Origin of the sequence: Shinella sedimenti, from assembly GCF_022601905.1 — a bacterium.
GTDB classification, from domain to species: Bacteria; Pseudomonadota; Alphaproteobacteria; order Rhizobiales; family Rhizobiaceae; genus Shinella; species Shinella sedimenti.
Map to the genome: position 1 here is coordinate 339,359 of NZ_JAKVIN010000005.1, position 13,822 is coordinate 353,180.

The following is a 13,822-nucleotide window of genomic DNA, read 5'->3' on the forward strand; positions in this document are numbered from 1 at the left end:
AGTGAACCGATCGACCGGCGCTGCCGTATTTCATAGGAAAGCAAGGAGGATGGATCGATGAAAATAGCCGTTCTGACTGCATGCGCCGCCTTGATGTCGACCGCCGCTGTGTCCTACGCGCAGGAATCTGCCGATCCCAGCGGAACATGGCTGCGCGACGATGGAAATGCACGTGTGCGTATAGCGCCCTGCGGCAGCAATATCTGCGCCACAAATCTCTGGATTCGCGATACCAGCAAGGGAGAAGAGGCCGGAGACCGGCTCGTCATGTCGCTCAAGCCGAAATCGGCGGACACGCTTGCCGGCACCGCGTATGATGCCAAACGCGACCGAACTTATGCCATCACGGTGCAGGTCTCGGGCAAATCGCTTCTCACCCGCGGCTGCATCCTGGGCGGTGTGTTGTGCAAAGACGTCCACTGGCAGCCTGCGCCGTGAAAAAGCGAGCAAAAGAGAGAAGATGAGGCACGACCGTATCACGAGTATGGCCGAGAATGGGGCGCCGCCAGCGGCCGCCGGCACGCTTTACCCCGGCAAGGTCATGCACCAGCGGCTCAATCCCTTCGGACACCGTTTCAGCTACAGCGTCTTCTCCCTGCTGGTGGATATCGACCGTCTCGATGCGCTTTCCCAGAGCACCCGCCTCCTCGCCGTGAACAGGCCGGGCATTCTTTCTTTCCGCGAAAGCGACCACGTCGAGAACAAGGGTGAGACGCTGCGCATGTTTGCAGACAGCCTGCTGGCGCGTGCTCGGCTCGACAAGCCGGCGGCGCGGGTGCTGCTGCTCGCCTATCCCCGTATGTTCGGCTATGTGTTCAATCCACTGTCCACCTATTTCGCCTATGACGCGGACGAACGACTGGTCGCGATCATATACGCCGTGCGGAACACATTCGGCGAGCGGCACAGCTATGTGGCACCGGTGCTGGAGGGAGAAGAAAGCCCGGCCGGCATCCGCCAGACCCGAACCAAGATTTTCCATGTCTCGCCCTTCATGGATATGGGATTGCGCTACCACTTCCGCGTCCTTCCGCCGGGCAAGGCCGTGCGCATTCGCATTCACGAGACCGCGGGCAAGGAGCCGGTGCTGGCCGCAACATTCCAGGCGAACGCCGCGCCGCTGACTGACGCCAACCTCGCTCGATACCTCCTGCGCTTCCCATTCATGACGCTCAAGGTAATGGCCGGCATTCACTGGGAGGCGCTCAAGCTCTGGCTGAAAGGAGCGCGCTTCCGTACAAGCCCGCCTCCCCCCGAGACGGCGAGCTTTCGGGATGCCGCATGACGGCATGATCGTGACCAGGGCTCGGGAGCACAAATGCCGAGCGCGATCGGGCTATTGCATTACGCCTTTATTCGCCGCTCACCTCGGCGATCTCGAAGGTTCAGGTGCGCGACCATGTCATCCATTCGATAGGGCTTGGCAATAAAGGTCTCGCCGGGCTTAAGGTCTGCGTTGCCGGGCCTGTTTCCACCGGACGTAACAATGACGCCAACGCCGCTGTCGTGATGCCGAACGAATCTTACGAGATCGAACCCGTTAAGCCCACCCGGCATATCCACATCGGTGATCAGAAAATCGATATGGTGCATGCCGAACGCCGCCACGGCCTCAAGCACGCTCGACGCTTCGATCACGTCATGCCCCTCGTCCAGAAGGGCATCGGCCAGTGTCATGCGGATCAAAGGCTCATCTTCAACGACGAGCACGGTTAGATGGGACATGCTGAGACCTCCGTACTTCGGTTACGCGTTCAACGCGGTCTCCCCACAATCAGTCGGCCCCTCGTCAAGAGTTTTCTCCAACAAACTTAATAAAATGCGAACGATAGTTTCAGGGATGCTTAAGCATGTCGGACTGTTGGCGTTGCGATAGCCTGAGCGGTTAGAACAGCGGGGACGAAACTATTCCACGTCAACACAGCTCCTTAACAACTTGGTTGCGCTCTCGATTTCCTCCTCATTGGATGCAGCAAACCCGATGAGGAGCGCTTTGCGCGGTGATGATCGATCTGCATAGTAGTAGGAGAGTTGCTCGACCCCGAGATTGTGCTGACGGCACCGGATCAACACCGCATCTTCGTCGATCGACTGATCCTTGAAGTAGCACAGATTGTAAAAGCCCGATGCAAACTCGGGGGGCTCGAAAATGTCGGAAAAGTCCGACCGCAGGATTTGCAGCAGGCGGTTCTGGCGCTTGGCGTAGATCCGCCGCATGCGATGAAGATGCCGTGTGTAATGACCGTCCTCGATAAGGCGCCCGACGATCTGTTCGGTAAACTGCGGCAAAGCCCTGTAGCGCACCTGGATCAGTCGGCGGCACCGGTCTGCCAATGGGCGAGGCATGATCATGTAGCCGACGCGCAGCGATTGCAGCAGCGTCATGCTGAAAGCACCGACATAGATAATCTGCCCGGCCTGATCCAAGGCCTTAAGCGGCGGAATGGGCCCGCCGCGGTAACGGAATTCGCTTCCCAGGTCGTCCTCGATGATCAACGTGTCACGATCGGCGGCCCAATGCAGCATTTCCAGCTTGCGTTTCAGCGGCATGGCGACTGTCATCGGCTGCTGCTTGGCTGCGGTGACAAAGGCAAGCTTGACGTCACGATGTTCGACTGTCTCCGGGTTTGGCCCGGACGCGTCGACATGCATCGGCACTATATTGCAGCCAGCGGACTGGAAAATCGACCGGATTGCCGCCATTCCCGGTTCCTCGAACGCAACCGTGTCTCCGGGATTCAACAGCAGTTCGGCAAGAAGCGTCACTGCGTGGTGGCCACCAAGCGTGGTGACCACTTCCTCCGGTTCACAGCGGATACCGCGGCTTACCGCGATATGGCGGGCAATCTGCTCTTCGAGCAGGGAGGGTTGAAAAATTTCCCGATAGTTGACGATGCGGAAATCCCCCTCCGCATAAACCTCCCTCGTCAGCCGCGACCAGATGTCCACCGGAAACAGCCGGTGATCGGGGCTTGCCATATGAAGGTGTTGCGAGCCGTCGTTCAGCGTCAGTGAGGTCCGCCACGTCAGCGCCTGTCCGCGCCGTGACAAAAGTTTCTCGAAGCGCCCAGGTGTCGTCTTGTCAGGCTGTGTCGCCAGACTGGCTCCAGCGCTTTGCCGCATAGGAACGGTTTCCACATAGGTGCCGCTACCTCTCGCAGAGTGGAGATAACCCTCCGCTGCAAGTTGATCGAGCGCGGTGACCACTGTGAAACGAGAAACACCGAGGCTCTCGGACAGAACGCGTGATGACGGAATACGTGCCCCGCCGGCAATCGCGCCAGAGAGAATCAATTTCCGCAACCCGTCGTACAGCTGGAGATAGAGCGGTCGGGCGCTTTGGCCGTCGAGCATCAACCCGTCCAAACTGAAACCATCGATTGTGCGGGCCATGACAGCGCTCCATGCAGACGTGCCGGTCGAAAGTGGACTGGTCATTCTTACGATTTCTGGACATGTATACGGCAATCTTGCGGATTAGTATCCCGGCCGAAACGATCGTCCGAGCGGTAGGCGCCCGGTCGCATCAGGGGAAAAATCGATGGATGAACTGACCTATCTCTCCGGCCTCGTCGCACAAGGCCGGATGTCGCGGCGCGATTTTCTCGGCCGTAGCGCGACGCTTGGCGTCGGCCTTGTAGCGGCAGGCTCTTTGCTGTCCACGGCCGCGCGAGCGGAAGGACCCGTGCGCGGCGGTACGATCAAGGTCGGCATGCAGGGTGGCGCCTCGACGGACAGCCTTGATCCGGGCCTGGCGACAAACCAGGTCAGCGCCATGGTGAACCATCTGTGGGGCGAAACCCTGGTGTGGCTGGCGCCCGACGGCTCGCCTATACCGGTGCTTGCCGAAGAATGGACGGCCTCTGCCGATGCCAAGACGTGGACCTTCAAGATCCGGAAGAACGTGCAGTTCCACGATGGCAAGACGCTGACGCCCGACGACGTCGTGGCAACGATCGAACGGCATTCGGACGAGAGCGCGAAGTCCGGTGCCCTAGGCGTCCTCAAGGGCATCCAGACCGTGAAGTCGGACGGCGATGCCGTCGTCATCACGCTCAGCGAAGCCAATGCCGACATGCCGTTCCTGATGAACGACTATCATCTCGTCATCCAGCCGAACGGCGGAAAGGACAATCCGGAGGCTGCGATCGGTACGGGACCGTACAAACTGGCCGGCAGAGAGCCGGGCGTCCGCTACAATGCGACACGTTTCGAGAACTATTGGGGACGCGAAACGGCGGGCTTTGCCGAGCAGGTGGAGATCATCGTCATCAATGATGCGACCGCGCGCATCGCCGCGATGCAAAGCGGTCAGGTTCACATGATCAACCGCATCGAACCGAAAACGGTTGCGCTGCTCAAGAACATGAAGAAGGTGATGATCAAGAACGTCTCCGGGCGTGGCTTCTATCCCTTCAACATGTTCTGCGACACGGCCCCGTTTGACAACAAGGACCTGCGCCTCGCCCTGAAATACGCGATGGATCGCCAGACGATGATCGACCGGATTCTGATGGGTTACGGAAGCGTTGGCAACGACACGCCGATCAACAAGGCCTATCCGCTCTTTGAAGAAATCGAACAGCGGACCTTCGATCCGGAAAAAGCAGCCTTCCACTTCAAGAAGTCCGGTCATAGCGGTGGTATCGTGCTGCGCACATCGGAAGTCGCATTTCCCGGTGCAGTTGATGCCGCGGTTCTCTATCAGGAGAGCGCGAAGGAGGCCGGCATCACGATCGATGTGAAGCGCGAGCCCGGTGACGGATATTGGTCAAACGTGTGGAACGTCCAGCCCTTCTGCACCTCTTATTGGGGCGGCCGTCCGACGCAGGACCAGATGTATTCCACCGGCTACATATCCTCGGCGGACTGGAACGACACGCGCTTCAAGAACGAGGCTTTCGACAAGCTCGTTGTCGCCGCCCGAGCGGAACTCGACGAGGCGAAGCGGCGCGCCATGTATCGCGACCTCTCAGAAATGATGCGCGACGAAGGCGGTGTCATTGCACCAATGTTCAACGATTTCATCGACGGCGTCAGCGAGAACATTCACGGCTGGGAGGACAATCCGGCAGGTGAGCTCATGAACGCGGATGCGCCGTTGCGTTGCTGGCTCAGCGCCTGACGAACCAAGCTTGGCGCACCGCTTCGGGCGGTGCGTCCTTCAATACCAGGGATACACAATGGCGCTTCGCAACAAACTCCTGCTCATCATTCTCGACGGACAGCCGTGGCGCAATGCGCGACGGCTCATGGGCAACCTTGAGGGCTGGGTCCAAGCAGGCGAAGCGCGCGTCTGGCGTATGCGATCGGTTCTGCCGTCGACCTCCGCGTCCTGCTATGCCTCGATCCACACGGGGGTACCGCCGCAGGTGCATGGCGTGCTTTCCAACGAGACGCTCTTTCGCGTGACGCAGCCTGATATCTTCTCGGAAGTGGCGAAGGCAGGCGGCAAAACCGGCGCCGTCACCCATTCCTTCTGGTCTACCTTCTTTCGCCGCGCGCCCTTCGATATGGTCGAGGACATCGAGTACGACGACGCGGAGGGACCGATCCATCACGGCCGGTTCCACACCATGGCGGGGTACAACCATCAAAACCAGATGACGCCGAGCGACCTCGACCTGTTCGCAACGCTGACAATGCTGACCGAACGCCATCACATCGACTACGGCATCCTGCACACCTGCACGCTTGACAGCATGGGGCATCGCTACGGGCACGACTGCTCGCAGATGGATCATGCCTGCTTCACCATCGACGCGCAGCTTGCTGCCTTCCTGCCCCGTTGGCGCAAGAACGGTTATGAAGTCATCGTGACAGCCGATCACGGCCAGACCGACCGGGGCCATCATGGCGGGCATGACCCGGAAATGCAGGACTTCGCCTTCTACTGGTTCGGCGACGGGAAAGGCCCGCCCGAAGATACGCTCCTCGACCAATTGCAGGTCGCACCGACAATCCTGTCACGGCTTGGCGTCGACGTGCCTGCGAGCATGGAGCAAGCCGCTTTCCTCGATTAGCTATCTCCAAGCCGAAACGGATGAGGCGCCAAGGCGCCCATCTCTGCTTCCGGTTGTCGCGGACGGTCACGAACGATACAGGAACGACCGCGTCATGGTGGAATGAGAGGCGAGCGCCGTTCGGTTCGTCAATCCTTCGACACGCGCCGCTTCACGCGATGAATGTGGGAGGCACCGACACCGCAGCAGCCGCCGATCATCGTTGCACCGCTTTCGACCCATTCACATGCAAAGCTCGAGTAACGATCATCCGAAAGATCGTCCCGAATCGCGTGGAGTGTTTCGTTCGCCGCGCCTTCCTCCTCTGTCGTGAACGCATTGGCATAGACACCGAGCGGAACGGTACGACCGGACTTCGCAAGGACGGCGCCGGCAACGGCGAGCGCGCTCTGCATGACCTCCGGGCGGCTGCAATTGAACAGAAGCGCCGCGGCATTCGAGCCCGCTATCCAGCGCGCGGCTTCCTCGACGCTTTCGCCGGAGCGCAATACCGGTGGCCGCGCCTCCGCGCCGGGCTCGTCCTGCAGCGTGAAGGAAATCCAGAACGGCTTGCCGGTTGCCGCGACGGCCTGCTCGACGGCTTCGGCTTCAGCAATCAAGCTGAGGGTTTCTCCTAGGAAGACGTCGACCGAGGAATTCAGTTCCGCCACGAGAACGGAGAGGTAATCCTGCACACGATCCGGATCGAACAATTGCGGTTCATAGGAGCCGAAGATCGGCGGCAGCGAGCCGGCGACACGGATCCGGCCATCGCCGGCTGCATCCGCGGCCTCCCGTGCCAATCGTCCCGCAAGAGCGATGAGTTGCCTGCCCTCTTCGCGAAAACGGGTCTCGCCGATATGAAACGGCACCAGGGCATAACTGTTGGTCGTAATCACATCGGCGCCTGCACCGATGAATTCCTCATGCACGCGCCTGACGATCTCCGGGTTTTCCATGAGCGCAAGCGCCGACCATTCGGGCTGCCGAAGCGTCGCGCCAAGGCGTACCAATTCACGGCTCATGCCGCCGTCGAGGATCGTGATTGATGTCATGGTTTTCTCCCAGGTTCTGCATGCGCAATGCGACTGCTGCGCGGCCTCGATACAGCCATCCAACGCGGGTGCGGTCATGAGGGCTGTCAGCCACTGGTCGTTTTAATAAGCCGGGATGGATATGGCAAATCGCGTGGATCTGCACGGACAGAATCTGCCAAGACGTCATCAGAGTGCGCACACGAGTGCGCAGCCTTAAACGCTCAAGCCGGCGCCTATCGTACCCTTATATCGTCTCTCGTAAGGCTAAAAATCATCGTTTCCAAACGTTTAGCAGGACTTCGATGAACTTCTCCGCCGCCGGCGATAGCGGTGCGCTGCGGCGGCGTACGATGCCGATGGTCCTTGTGACGACGGGGTCGATGATCGGGCGGGTCACCAGATAGGGGTGCTCCTCCTGTGGCGTGGCAAGCCGCGGCAGAACGGATATGCCTAGCCCGGCTTCAACCAGACCGAGGGACGTGTTCAGATGCGTCACCTCGTAGAACCAGTTGAGACGCAGGTTATGCTTGGCCAGGGCGCCATCCAGGAGCGCCCTGTTCCCGCTGGAGCGGTCGACCACCACCAGGGGATAGCCGTCGAGCTGGCGCCAGTGGATTTGATCGAAGTCAGCGAGAGGATGGTCCTTGCGGATCGCAAGCACGAACGGATCGTCGATGAGCGGTTCGAACGACAGGTCCGGATCCGAGTTCCCCATCAGATTGATGCCGAACTCGACCTCTCCCCGCGCGACCGCTTGCAGGCCTTCATTGGCGGTGAGATCACGGATACGGAGCCTTATGTGCGGGTAATCGTTACCGAATGTCTTGATGACCGTCGGCAGGAAGTAAAACGCGGCGGTAGGCACGCAGGCCATCGTGATCAACCCACGACGCTGAGAGCCGCCTTCCTTCAGAGCGAAGAGGGATCCATCGAATTCCTCCAGCATGCGGCGAACGAGCGGCAGCAATTCCTGTCCGGTTGCCGTGGGCGCAACGTGCCGGGTGGTGCGATCGAGCAGCGGCGCGCCGATGGATTGTTCCAGTTTCTGAATGCGTCGCGTCAATGCGGGCTGGGAAATATGAAGGGCCTCGGCAGCGCGGTGAAAACTTTCGAGATCGACAACAGCCTGAAAGGCACGCAGATCAAAAATCTCGCAATTTATGCTCATGACGCATCAATCCCTTCAAACATTGCATTTCACAGTTATCCCACATTTCGCATATTGCAACAAGACACCCGATTAATTCGGGTTACGCAATATTGAGGTGAGGAAATGAACGATCTGATACGCATTCCATGCGTCCTGATGCGCGGTGGCACGTCGCGAGGCCCGTTCTTTCTTGCTTCCGATCTGCCTGCCGACAGGGAGCAGCGCGATGCGGTCCTTTTGTCCATCATGGGGTCGGGGCATCCCCTCCAGATCGACGGAATCGGCGGAGGAAATCCTGTAACGTCGAAGGTCGCCATCATCGGCCCCTCCAGCGTTGATGGGGCGGATGTCGACTATCTCTTCGCTCAGGTGCGCACCGACAGGCAAATGGTCGATTATTCGCCGAATTGCGGCAATATGCTTGCCGCTGTGGGTCCGTTTGCCATCGAGGCCGGGCTTGTCCAGGCGAGTGGGTCGACCACGCTGGTGCGTATTCACAACGTCAACACCAAGAAGATCATCGAGGCCAAGGTTCCAACCCGCGACGGTGAGGTCATCTATCTCGGCGACGCATCGATCGACGGCGTTCCGGGACTGGCCGCGCCCATCGCCCTCACCTTTCTTGACGCAGCAGGCGCCAAGACGGGCAAACTGTTTCCCACGGGAAATCCTTTGGATATCATCCAGGGGATACCCGTGACATCGATCGACTGCGCCATTCCGATGGTTCTGGTGCGGGCGGAGGATGTCGGTGTCTCCGGTTATGAAGATGCTCCATCCCTGTCGGCCAACCACGAATTGATTGCGAAGCTGGCATCCATCCGTACCGAGGCGGGCCGCCTGATGGGGATGGGCGACGTGTCCGACATGGTGATCCCGAAACCGGTCATCCTTTCGGCACCGCGCAAGGGCGGTACCCTGTCTGTCCGCTACTTCATGCCGAATGAATGCCATCCCGCTCTTGCGACCACCGGCGCTGTCGGCATCGCAACGGCGGTGGCCAGCATGGGTACCGTCGCTTCGTCGATTGCCGGCGCTACGGAACTGCCGGTCTTGGTTCGTATCGAACACCCAGGCGGACGCATCGATGTCCAGCTGGAGACACGAAACGGGGCCACTGTCGCGGGCCTGGTAAGGACCGCGAGACGACTTTTCGAAGGTCATGCCTTCGCAAAGCCCAAAGAGCGTGTGGATCACGCTGCTTAACGCGCTCTGGTGAGGACCGGAGCATTTAACGGAGGAAATTCATGCGCAAACTACTTCTGGCGACTGCCGCTGTGCTCGCCCTGACCACTGCTGCCCACGCCGATTCCGTTCGTATGAGCGTCGGCTCCTACAACCTGAACAACCTGCCCTTCCCGGTTGCCGAAAGCCTCGGTTTCTATAAGGAAGAAGGTCTCGACGTAACGATCGAGAACTTCGCCCAGGGCGGTTCGAAGGTGCTTCAGGCGCTCGTTGCCGGGTCGACCGACGTCGCTGTCGGCTTCTACGACCATACGATCCAGATGCAGGCGCAGGGCAAACACGTCATCGGCTTCATCCAGCTCGCGCGCAACTCGGGCCTCGTGCTCGCAGGCAAGAACGACACGGATTTCGACCCGGCCAAGCCGGAAACGATCAAGGGCAAGAATGTCGGCATCACCGCGCCGGGTTCGTCGTCCGACTTCTTCATCCGCTACTATCTTAAGCAGCACGGCCTGACCGACGATGACATCTCGATTATCGGCGTCGGTTCGGGTGCCGCCGCCGTTGCAGCCCTGCAGCAGGGCAAGATCGACCTTCTGGTGAATTACGACCCGGCCGCGACCATCGTCGTCGAGCGCGGTCTCGGCAAGATCCTGATCGACGCCCGCAGCGACGAAGGCGCGAAGGCCGTCTACGGCGGCATCTATCCGACATCTGTCCTTTATGCGAACCAGGACTATATCGAAGCCAACCCGCAAGTCATCCAGAAGGTCACCAATGCGACGCTCAAGGCGCTGCACTGGATGAAGGATCACTCGGCCGAAGAAATCGTCGCCAAGCTGCCCGAGGACTTCGTGTCCGGCGACAAGCAGACGTATATCAAGGCCGTCGAAAACGCCAAGGCGATCTTCTCCGAAGATGGCAAGTTCGTCCCGGCCGATCTGGAAACCCCGCTGGCCGTTCTCAAGAGCTTCAACGAAAGCGTCGGCAACGCCACAATTGATCTCGGCGCGACCTACACGAACAAGTTCGTCGAGGCTGCAGGCCAGCCCGCGAAGAACTAAGGAAAACCATCATGTCTATTGCAGCAGCTAAAATCGAGGCTGTGTCGCAGCCCGGTCTGCCTCCGATGGTCACGATCGACGACGTCACGATGGCGTTCGGCTCGTTCGTTGCGGTCGAGAACGTCAATCTCACCGTTGGAAACGGCGAGTTTCTCTCGATCGTCGGGCCGACCGGGTGCGGCAAGTCGACCATTCTCAACGCGATCGCCGGGCTTCTGAAGCCCGCGAAGGGCGAGGTCTCCATCGACGGAGCGCCGGTCAAGAGCGTGCAGAACAACATCGGCTATCTCTTCCAGCAGGACGCCCTCCTGCCTTGGAAGACGGCGTTCCAGAATGTCGAGCTCGGCCTGATGTTTCGCGGCGTGCCCGTCGAGGAGCGTCGCGTCAAGGTCATGGCCTGGCTGGAAAAGGTGGGCCTGAAGGGCTTCGAAGGCCGCTTCCCGCACCAGCTTTCGGGCGGCCAGCGCAAACGCGTCCAGATGGCGCAGGCGTTGATCACCGAGCCGAAGGTCATCCTCATGGACGAGCCGTTCTCGGCGCTCGACATCCATACGCGCCACCTGATGCAGAACGAACTGCTGCGCCTTTGGCAGGAAGACCGCCGCGCCGTCGTCATGATCACCCATGACCTCGAGGAAGCCATTGCGCTGGGCGACCGCGTCGTCGTGCTGGCGGCAGGTCCGCGCAGCCGCGTCATCGAAAGCTTCGGCGTGGATCTCGAACGTCCGAGAAACGTCTCCGAAATCAAACTCGACCCGAAGTTCATGACCCTTTACCGCGACATCTGGGCGTCGCTCAGGGGCGAAGTGGAGAAGTCCTATGCAAGCCGTTAACGTTCGTCTCATCCAGGTCGCGCTTCTGACCGTGCTTCTGGGTGGTTGGCAGCTCGGTGTTACGACCGGCGTCATCGACCGCTTCTTCTTCCCGGCCCCGCTCGACATCGTCCAGCAGGTCATCACCTGGGTCATCGATCCCGGCTTCTACAAGCATGTCGGCATCACGCTGAGCGAAACCGTACTTGGCTACCTGATCGGCACCGGCCTCGGCGTCGCCGCAGGTGTCTGGCTCGGCCTGAGCCCCTTTACGGCCCGCATTCTCGATCCGTTCATCAAGGCCATCAACGCCATTCCGCGCGTCGTTCTTGCACCGATCTTCGTGCTCTGGCTTGGCCTCGGCCTATGGTCGAAGGTGGCACTGGCCGTAACGCTGGTCTTCTTCGTGACATTCTTCAACGCCATGCAGGGCGTGCGCGAAGTCAACCCGGTCGTGCTGTCCAACACCCGCATTCTCGGCGCTCGCCGCTCCGACCTGCTCCGCCACGTCTACTTCCCGGCGGCAGCCAGCTGGATCCTGTCGTCGCTGCGCACCTCCGTCGGTTTTGCGGTCGTCGGCGCGATCATCGGCGAATATCTCGGCGCGTCTGCCGGCCTCGGCTACCTGATCGCCCGTGCGGAAGGCAACTTCGACGCAGTCGGCGTCTTCGCCGGGATCATCATCCTCGCGGTGTTCGTCTTGATCATCGACCTGCTTCTCGATGTCGCCGAAAAGCGCCTGATCACCTGGCGCCCCAAGGCCGGCGAAGAACGCCCGGCATGACCGGATCAACGAACGTCAGATAGTCCATGGGCGGCCTTGTGCCGCCCATTTTCTTTTGGGAAGTGCAGGGAGGCATGGCTCGGCCAGCCCCCCGATTACAGTATGATTAGGCCTTGCGGCAGAAGCAGGAGAAGCGGATCGCGACGTCGCTATTCTGCTCCAGCTTGTCAATCTTGCCGCGGATCGTCGTCGCTTCCTCGAAGCGTCCGAGCTTCTGTAAACACTCGTGGTAACCTTTCAGGCTCCAGATGTTGTCAGGATGCTGGCAGGCGCGCGGCAGAGAAGAGTTCAGCCCGAGATCGGCCTGGTAGACAGCCAGCGACTTCTCGACATGGCCCTGCTCCAGCATCAGCGCTCCGAGCGCATGACGGGCCGGCTGCATCCAGCCCCAGGGCTCGTCGTAGGGAAGCGCATCGTCAAGCGCGACAGCGTTTCGCAGATGCTCGAATGCTTCGGGATAAGCGCGCTCACGATAGGCTATCTCACCCAGCATCATTTCCCGCGCGACCGCCAGAATGTCGATGCACCGGTTGTTGAAGAGATAACGGCTTTCCTGAACGCGCGCGAGCGCAGCATCGAACTCGCCAGCGCAGGCCTTTGCCTCCACGACATTGCCCAGCACGCCATGGGCAACCGCCTTGGCATACCAGATCATCGCCGTGGTGACGCTGAACAGTGTTCGATCCGAGGGGAGTTCTTGTGCGATGATTTCCTTCCACCGTCCGAACCGGACCAGCACGTGCTGCTTGACGGACACGAAGCTTTCGAGCCAGTCGGCCATCGGCGGGGATTCGACGCGCAGCAGTTCCTCCGGCAAGGTCGCCAGCATTTCGTCCGCGGTGGTGATGGCCGTCTGATACTGGCCCGCGAACATCGCGCCATAAATCTTGAAGTGGAAATTGTGGCACCGATAGAGAGAGTAGAAATTGATCGGGCCGCGCAGCTCGAGATACTTCTTATCTGCCTCGATCGCCTTCGAATTGGCATCGATGGCTGCCACGTAGTCGCCGACGAGCACATCGATATGGCTCGGCATATGGTTGAGATGGCCAGCGTCCGGGACTAGAGTGCGCAACGCGTTCGCCGCGGCGAGCGCCCGCTCGGGATGCGGCGACATCTCCATCGCGTGGATGTACATATGAAGCGTGCCCGGATGGGACATGCCCCCGTTGGCAAGAGCCTTTTCCAGAACGTCGAGGACTTCCTGCGTATCCGCACCTTCGGCGATGGTGCCCTTGTTGATGTCCCACAACTGCCACGGAGTGCGGTTCATCATCGCTTCGGCAAAAAGGGCAGCGATTTCGAGATTGTCCGGCAGCTGCTCATAGGCCTTGCGCATCGCGTTGGCGAAGTCGTTGTTCCATTGATCGAGGTCGCCGCCGGGAGAGCCCGACTGATATCGGGTCGGAAGCGCTTCGATCAGCAGCCTCTCGACGAGCGTCGTTCCCTCCCTTAGCGCCATCGCCTTCTGGGTCATTGCAAAGGCTTCATCAATGGACTTTGCCGCGTCAACCGGATCGAAGGCGGCCCATGGCTTGTTGTAGTTGCAGCCGAGAACGAATGCCTTGCCCCAATAGGCAATCGCGCAACCCGGATCGGCCGCGATCGCACGGTTGAAGCATTCATATGCCTCCTGATGATTGAAGGCGTAGCAGAGCATCAGGCCGCGATTAAACCAAAGCTCAGCATCTGCCGAAGATGTCGTTACGGTGACGGTGTAACTGCCGAGATCGAAATAATCCGATGCCATGTCATTCTCCATTCCAATGAACTGTCTGCTCTCGTCCG

Annotated in this window: 13 protein-coding genes; 8 read left to right on the forward strand and 5 right to left on the reverse strand. The window is 60.0% G+C overall.

Annotation, left to right across the window (positions count from 1 at the left end; genetic code table 11):
- Positions 1-57: 57 nt before the first annotated feature.
- Both MKI86_RS13870 and MKI86_RS13875 read left to right on the forward strand, forming a co-directional pair.
- Complete coding sequence (locus tag MKI86_RS13870) at positions 58-438, forward strand: DUF2147 domain-containing protein (protein ID WP_241601498.1); 381 nt, start codon at positions 58-60, stop codon at positions 436-438.
- Between the two features lie 22 nt (positions 439-460).
- On the forward strand, positions 461-1,285 hold the full coding sequence (locus MKI86_RS13875) for a DUF1365 domain-containing protein (RefSeq protein WP_241601499.1): 825 nt from the start codon (positions 461-463) through the stop codon (positions 1,283-1,285).
- Positions 1,286-1,344: 59 nt separating this feature from the next.
- Here MKI86_RS13875 and MKI86_RS13880 read toward each other — a convergent pair whose 3' ends face one another.
- Positions 1,345-1,725, reverse strand: coding sequence for a response regulator (locus MKI86_RS13880; protein WP_241601500.1), 381 nt, complete (start codon positions 1,723-1,725; stop codon positions 1,345-1,347).
- 180 nt (positions 1,726-1,905) lie between these two features.
- Positions 1,906-3,393, reverse strand: a complete 1,488-nt coding sequence (gene pdxR / locus MKI86_RS13885) for a MocR-like pyridoxine biosynthesis transcription factor PdxR (RefSeq protein WP_241601501.1) — start codon at positions 3,391-3,393, stop codon at positions 1,906-1,908.
- A 148-nt stretch (positions 3,394-3,541) separates the two neighbouring features.
- On the opposite strand from pdxR, the gene MKI86_RS13890 reads away from it, so the two are divergent.
- On the forward strand, positions 3,542-5,125 hold the full coding sequence (locus tag MKI86_RS13890; RefSeq protein WP_241601502.1) for an ABC transporter substrate-binding protein: 1,584 nt from the start codon (positions 3,542-3,544) through the stop codon (positions 5,123-5,125).
- 58 nt (positions 5,126-5,183) lie between these two features.
- Positions 5,184-6,023, forward strand: coding sequence for an alkaline phosphatase family protein (locus MKI86_RS13895; protein WP_241601503.1), 840 nt, complete (start codon positions 5,184-5,186; stop codon positions 6,021-6,023).
- 128 nt (positions 6,024-6,151) lie between these two features.
- On the opposite strand, the gene MKI86_RS13900 is transcribed toward MKI86_RS13895, so the two are convergent.
- Positions 6,152-7,057, reverse strand: a complete 906-nt coding sequence (locus MKI86_RS13900; protein ID WP_241601504.1) for a homocysteine S-methyltransferase family protein — start codon at positions 7,055-7,057, stop codon at positions 6,152-6,154.
- Between the two features lie 253 nt (positions 7,058-7,310).
- Positions 7,311-8,207 carry a LysR family transcriptional regulator gene (locus MKI86_RS13905; RefSeq protein ID WP_241601505.1) on the reverse strand — a complete coding sequence of 299 codons (897 nt, stop codon included), beginning with the start codon at positions 8,205-8,207 and terminating at the stop codon, positions 7,311-7,313.
- Between the two features lie 105 nt (positions 8,208-8,312).
- Between MKI86_RS13905 and MKI86_RS13910 the strand changes: the two genes are divergently transcribed.
- The 4 genes from MKI86_RS13910 (at position 8,313) to MKI86_RS13925 (ending at position 12,034) form a co-directional block, all read left to right on the forward strand.
- On the forward strand, positions 8,313-9,395 hold the full coding sequence (locus MKI86_RS13910; RefSeq protein ID WP_241601506.1) for a 4-oxalomesaconate tautomerase: 1,083 nt from the start codon (positions 8,313-8,315) through the stop codon (positions 9,393-9,395).
- 41 nt (positions 9,396-9,436) lie between these two features.
- Positions 9,437-10,438, forward strand: a complete 1,002-nt coding sequence (locus MKI86_RS13915; protein ID WP_160870390.1) for an ABC transporter substrate-binding protein — start codon at positions 9,437-9,439, stop codon at positions 10,436-10,438.
- 65 nt (positions 10,439-10,503) lie between these two features.
- Positions 10,504-11,271 (forward strand): ABC transporter ATP-binding protein, encoded by a 768-nt coding sequence (locus MKI86_RS13920; RefSeq protein ID WP_241601586.1) that lies wholly within the window; start codon positions 10,504-10,506, stop codon positions 11,269-11,271.
- Positions 11,258-12,034, forward strand: coding sequence for an ABC transporter permease (locus MKI86_RS13925; protein ID WP_241601507.1), 777 nt, complete (start codon positions 11,258-11,260; stop codon positions 12,032-12,034). Before MKI86_RS13920 ends, MKI86_RS13925 begins: the two co-directional genes overlap by 14 nt.
- Positions 12,035-12,140: 106 nt before the next feature.
- Here MKI86_RS13925 and MKI86_RS13930 read toward each other — a convergent pair whose 3' ends face one another.
- Positions 12,141-13,784, reverse strand: a complete 1,644-nt coding sequence (locus MKI86_RS13930; protein ID WP_241601508.1) for a tetratricopeptide repeat protein — start codon at positions 13,782-13,784, stop codon at positions 12,141-12,143.
- Positions 13,785-13,822: the final 38 nt, after the last annotated feature.

Bases quoted from the DNA above. Each gene is read 5' to 3' on its own strand.
- MKI86_RS13870 (WP_241601498.1), top strand. From the start codon at position 58: ATGAAAATAGCCGTTCTGACTGCATGCGCCGCCTTGATGTCGACCGCC.
- MKI86_RS13875 (WP_241601499.1), top strand. From the start codon at position 461: ATGAGGCACGACCGTATCACGAGTATGGCCGAGAATGGGGCGCCGCCA.
- MKI86_RS13880 (WP_241601500.1), bottom strand. From the start codon at position 1,725: ATGTCCCATCTAACCGTGCTCGTCGTTGAAGATGAGCCTTTGATCCGC.
- pdxR (WP_241601501.1), bottom strand. From the start codon at position 3,393: ATGGCCCGCACAATCGATGGTTTCAGTTTGGACGGGTTGATGCTCGAC.
- MKI86_RS13890 (WP_241601502.1), top strand. From the start codon at position 3,542: ATGGATGAACTGACCTATCTCTCCGGCCTCGTCGCACAAGGCCGGATG.
- MKI86_RS13895 (WP_241601503.1), top strand. From the start codon at position 5,184: ATGGCGCTTCGCAACAAACTCCTGCTCATCATTCTCGACGGACAGCCG.
- MKI86_RS13900 (WP_241601504.1), bottom strand. From the start codon at position 7,057: ATGACATCAATCACGATCCTCGACGGCGGCATGAGCCGTGAATTGGTA.
- MKI86_RS13905 (WP_241601505.1), bottom strand. From the start codon at position 8,207: ATGAGCATAAATTGCGAGATTTTTGATCTGCGTGCCTTTCAGGCTGTT.
- MKI86_RS13910 (WP_241601506.1), top strand. From the start codon at position 8,313: ATGAACGATCTGATACGCATTCCATGCGTCCTGATGCGCGGTGGCACG.
- MKI86_RS13915 (WP_160870390.1), top strand. From the start codon at position 9,437: ATGCGCAAACTACTTCTGGCGACTGCCGCTGTGCTCGCCCTGACCACT.
- MKI86_RS13920 (WP_241601586.1), top strand. From the start codon at position 10,504: ATGGTCACGATCGACGACGTCACGATGGCGTTCGGCTCGTTCGTTGCG.
- MKI86_RS13925 (WP_241601507.1), top strand. From the start codon at position 11,258: ATGCAAGCCGTTAACGTTCGTCTCATCCAGGTCGCGCTTCTGACCGTG.
- MKI86_RS13930 (WP_241601508.1), bottom strand. From the start codon at position 13,784: ATGGCATCGGATTATTTCGATCTCGGCAGTTACACCGTCACCGTAACG.